We start from the raw sequence: 4,567 nt of genomic DNA, 5'->3' as shown, positions 1-4,567 counted from the left end.
AGAGAATTGACAACATTTATGTGTGAATTGGGAAAATAAAAAAAATAAAAAAGAGAACTAACATTATAAAACTTATTATAACTAAACATTTGAAACTGTTTTAGTTATTTTGAAAAATCGAGGCCTAAAAACCTCGATTTTTTTTGTGGTTTTTTTATAACTCCCCCTGGCGTTAAAGATATATAAATTGTTAAATATATTGTTAAATATATTGTTAAATTACTCATAACGTATTGATGTTTAAATGAATACAAGTCAAATTAACGAAGTAAAATTTCCAAAATGTGTGAATAATGCAACTCTTTGCTGGAATTGTATAATACTTACAGACAATAACTGACCAACCTTTGTACCATAAAATTATTTAACCCTAAAAAATCAAAAAAAAATGAAAATTAAAAAACTACTATCAATCATTGCAATACTATTTATTGCTTTAATGACGGGATGTGCAAAAGATGATTTCGTGGAAACCATCGGTGTATGTCCAATTGTGACAACAACGAACCCAATTAATGGTGCTTCTGGTGTTCCCTTGAACCAGATAATTACGGCTACCTTCAATGAGACCATGAACCCGGCAACTATTACGGCATCCTCATTTATCATAACGGTAGGAGGAGCACCTGTTTCAGGAACGGTTACACTTTCTGGAGCGGTCGCAACATTTACTCCTACTAGCCGTCTTGCCGCTAACACTGTTTATACCGGAAGAATTACGACATCGGCTAAAGACAAGACAGGTAATGCTTTACAAACTGATTATATATGGACTTTTACAACTGGATTTTTACCTCTAATAGTTTCAACTGATCCAGCAAACCTTGCCATTGATGTTGCACTTAATAAAGTTATTACGGCAACCTTTAATATGTCAATGGATCCTTTGACCTTAACGGCTACAACATTTACTGTTAAGCAAGGTGCAACCACAGTATTAGGAGCAATTACCTATTCTGGAACAATGGTTTCTTTTACACCGTCTTCTCCATTAGCAGAAAATAAAGTATATACTTGTACCATAACTACAGGCGCTAAAAACCTTGCCGGTATTGAGATAGCTAGTGATTATGTATGGACATTTACTACAGGTCTTTTGCCTATTGTAGTTTCAACTGACCCAGCAAACAATGCTATTGGTGTTGCACTTAATAAAATAATTACGGCAACCTTTAACATGCCAATGAATCCTTTGACTCTAACAGATCTTACCTATACAGTAAAACAAGGTGCTACTGCAATACTAGGAACCATTTCCTATTCTGGATCAACGGTTACTTTTACGCCATCTTCTCCGTTAGTAGGTAATAAAGTTTATACTTGTACCATTACTACGGGAGCAAGAAACGTTGCCGGTACTGCGTTGGCCAATGATTATGTTTGGAATTTTACAACTTTCAATCCAGTAAACGCAAATCCTCCTCCTGTAAATACAACAAACGGTTTGGGATTTGGAGCTTTCGGTGGAAATGCCGGAATAACCAATCAAGGATTACATACTGTGGTTAATGGATCAATTGGTACAACTGCCGCCTCAACTTTAGTAACAGGTTTTACAGATGGTACAAATGGAAATGTTTATACAGTAACCCCATTAAACAATGGACTTGTAACCGGTGGAATATACACAGCAGCGCCGGCGCCAGGAACTGCTACCAATGCAGCAACTGCATTAGCTGGATTGAACGCAGCCAGAACCCTTTATCTTAGCATCTCTCCTGCTTCAATGCCGGGTGGTGTTGTCAATCCGGGAGCAGGCGAACTAGGTGGATTAACATTAGCTCCTGGTATTTATACGGCCGCTAGCTCTTTTAAAGTAACTAACGGAAATCTTACATTAGATGCCCAAGGTGATCCCAATGCAAAATGGTACTTTCAAGCACCTTCTAGTTTAACAGTAGGTGATTCTGCACCAAGTAGTGTTGTATTTTTAAATGGTGTAGGTAATCCTAATAATGTATATTGGTATGTTGGTTCATCAGCCGTTATTAACTACGCCGGTGGTGGAGTTATGGTTGGAAACATAATCGCTAATTCCGGAGTGACTTTGTCTTCTCCTGCTAATAGCACGTCTCCAGTTGGTCAAGAAACTGTATTAAATGGAAGAGCGATTTCATTAGTATCTGCGGTTACTATGGTAAATACAATTATTAATGTACCCTAACTAATTCATTGATCGTATGGTTTAAAAACCAAAAAATTATATCCCGTCTTCGGGCGGGATTTATTCAAACATAATAATAAAATTTTAAAAAATATAAAATGAAAAATATAAATAATTTTAAAATGGGATCACCTATGACGTGGTTCTTAAATAACCTGCCCTCAAAAAGTCTAATCCTATTGGCTTTGGTTTGGTTCAACATTCAAATGCCAGTTCAGGCCCAGGAAGTACAGTATACAAAACCATCTTGGTGGTTTGGTGTAGCAGGTGGTGCCAATTTTAATTTCTATCGTGGTTCAACTAACCAGTTGAGTTCAGATTTTACCCCCCCAGTCACTTTTCATGATGGTAAAGGTGTTGGACTCTTCATTGCCCCCCTTATTGAATATCACCGTCCTGATTCAAGATTGGGTTTTATGTTACAAGCAGGATATGACAATCGTAAAGCCAAGTTTGACGAAGTAGTTACTCCTTGTGACTGTCCAGCAGATTTAAAAACTAATATCAGCTACATTACGGTAGAACCTAGCTTGCGTTTTGCTCCTTTCAAATCAAACTTCTATTTGTTTGGTGGCCCACGATTTGCTTTCATTAGAGATCAGTCATTCACTTACCAACTGGGAATTAATCCAGCTTATCCTAATCAAGCGGTTAGCCCTGAAGTGAAAGGAGATTTAAGCGACATCCATAAAACTGTTATTTCAATGCAAATCGGAGCAGGTTTCGATATTCCGCTTTCTTCACAAAATAACCATACACAATTTGTGCTATCGCCTTTTGTATCGTTTCACCCCTATTTTGGACAGAATCCACGTTCTATAGAAACATTGAACATAACAACTGTTAGAGCAGGTGTTGCACTTAAATTTGGCCGAGGTCATCTAATTACAAAACCTGAGGAAGTTGTTATTGCTCCAACACCAGATCCTGAAGTTCAGTTTTCTGTGAATGCTCCCGCAAATGTTCCTGTTCAACGTCGTGTTAAAGAAGTTTTTCCGCTTCGTAACTATGTGTTTTTTAATATCGGTTCAACCGAAATACCAAATCGTTACAAATTACTTAAAAAAGAAGAGGTAAAAGATTTCAGGGAAGATCAACTCGAAATGGTAACACCTATAAACCAATCTGGTCGTTCAGAAAGACAAATGAATGTTTATTATAATGTACTGAACATCCTTGGTGATCGTATGATAAAAAATCCTTCCACAACTATCGTCTTGGTAGGTTCTTCAGAAAAAGGACCAAAAGAAGCTAAAGAAATGGCAGAATCAGTTAAATTCTACTTGGTAAACACATTTGGAATTACGGCTACAAGAATTAGAACTAAGGGTCAATTTAAACCAAATATCCCGTCTGAACAACCAGGAGGAGTACGTGAATTAGACCTTCTTCGTGAAGGAGATAGAAGAGTTTCTATCGAAAGTAGTTCACCAGTTTTATTAGCAGAATTCCAAAGTGGTCCAGGTAAATCTAATTCATCAGAAACTGCAGTTTTGCAAGTAGCACCTATAGAAAGTTATGTAACATTTGACACAAAAGGTGCAAACGAAGCTTTTACATCATGGTCTATTCAGGTTGCTGATGAAAAAGGAATAGTTCAATCATTTGGGCCTTACACTCAAGAAAGTGCAAGCTTATCTGGACAGTCCATTTTAGGAACTCGACCTGAAGGCGACTTCAAAATTACAATGATAGGTCAAACCAAAAGTGGCAAGGTTGTACGTAAAGAAACTACGGCACATATTGTGCTTTGGGCTCCAGCCAAAATCGATGAAGGTATTAGATACAGTGTTATTTATGAATTCAATGATTCAAAAGCTATCTTGATTTACCAAAAATACCTAACAGATGTTGTGGTACCAAAGATTCCCGCAAACGGAACGGTAATTATTCATGGTCATGCCGATATAATTGGAAATGATGCCTATAATCTAAAATTGTCTCTGGCTCGTGCAAACAATGTGAAAAAAATTATCGAAAGTGCCTTGGTAAAATCCGGCAGAACCGATGTGAAATTCGAAATAAACGGTTACGGTGAAGATCCAAATTTCTCCCCTTTTAAAAACGAATTCCCAGAGGAACGTTCTTATAACCGTACCGTGATAATTGACATTTTTAATGCTGAAAAATAAGTTATCTGAATACAATTATAATATCAATAAAAGGACAGGAACTTAAAACCCTGTCCTTTTTTATTTAAACAATAAAAACTAGAATTATGAATAAAGATACCGAATCAAATTGGAAATTAGGAATGTTTGTAATAATTGGACTATTATTATCAATCCTTACTATTTATTTTATTGGGAGCAGCAAAATTTGTTTGGTTTACAATGCTTTTAATACTTAAATCACTCAATATGAAAAAGACAATTTTTACCCTCGCATTTACCACACTAATCG

The 4,567-nt window shown here is 36.4% G+C and carries 2 protein-coding genes; both read left to right on the top strand.

Going from position 1 to position 4,567, the window contains the following annotated elements; genetic code table 11:
- Nucleotides 1-388 precede the first annotated feature (388 nt).
- Complete coding sequence (locus tag B2145_RS09580; RefSeq protein ID WP_291101539.1) at nucleotides 389-2,164, top strand: Ig-like domain-containing protein; 1,776 nt, start codon at nucleotides 389-391, stop codon at nucleotides 2,162-2,164.
- Between the two features lie 98 nt (nucleotides 2,165-2,262).
- Nucleotides 2,263-4,296 carry an OmpA family protein gene (locus tag B2145_RS09575; protein WP_291101536.1) on the top strand — a complete coding sequence of 678 codons (2,034 nt, stop codon included), beginning with the start codon at nucleotides 2,263-2,265 and terminating at the stop codon, nucleotides 4,294-4,296.
- The last annotated feature ends 271 nt before the right edge of the window (nucleotides 4,297-4,567 follow it).

It is taken from the genome of Flavobacterium sp. UBA5153 (assembly GCA_002413745.1).
GTDB lineage: Bacteria > Bacteroidota > Bacteroidia > Flavobacteriales > Flavobacteriaceae > Flavobacterium.
The sequence above is the reverse complement of the archived record's forward strand: the minus strand, read 5'-3'. Positions and strand labels throughout refer to the sequence as shown.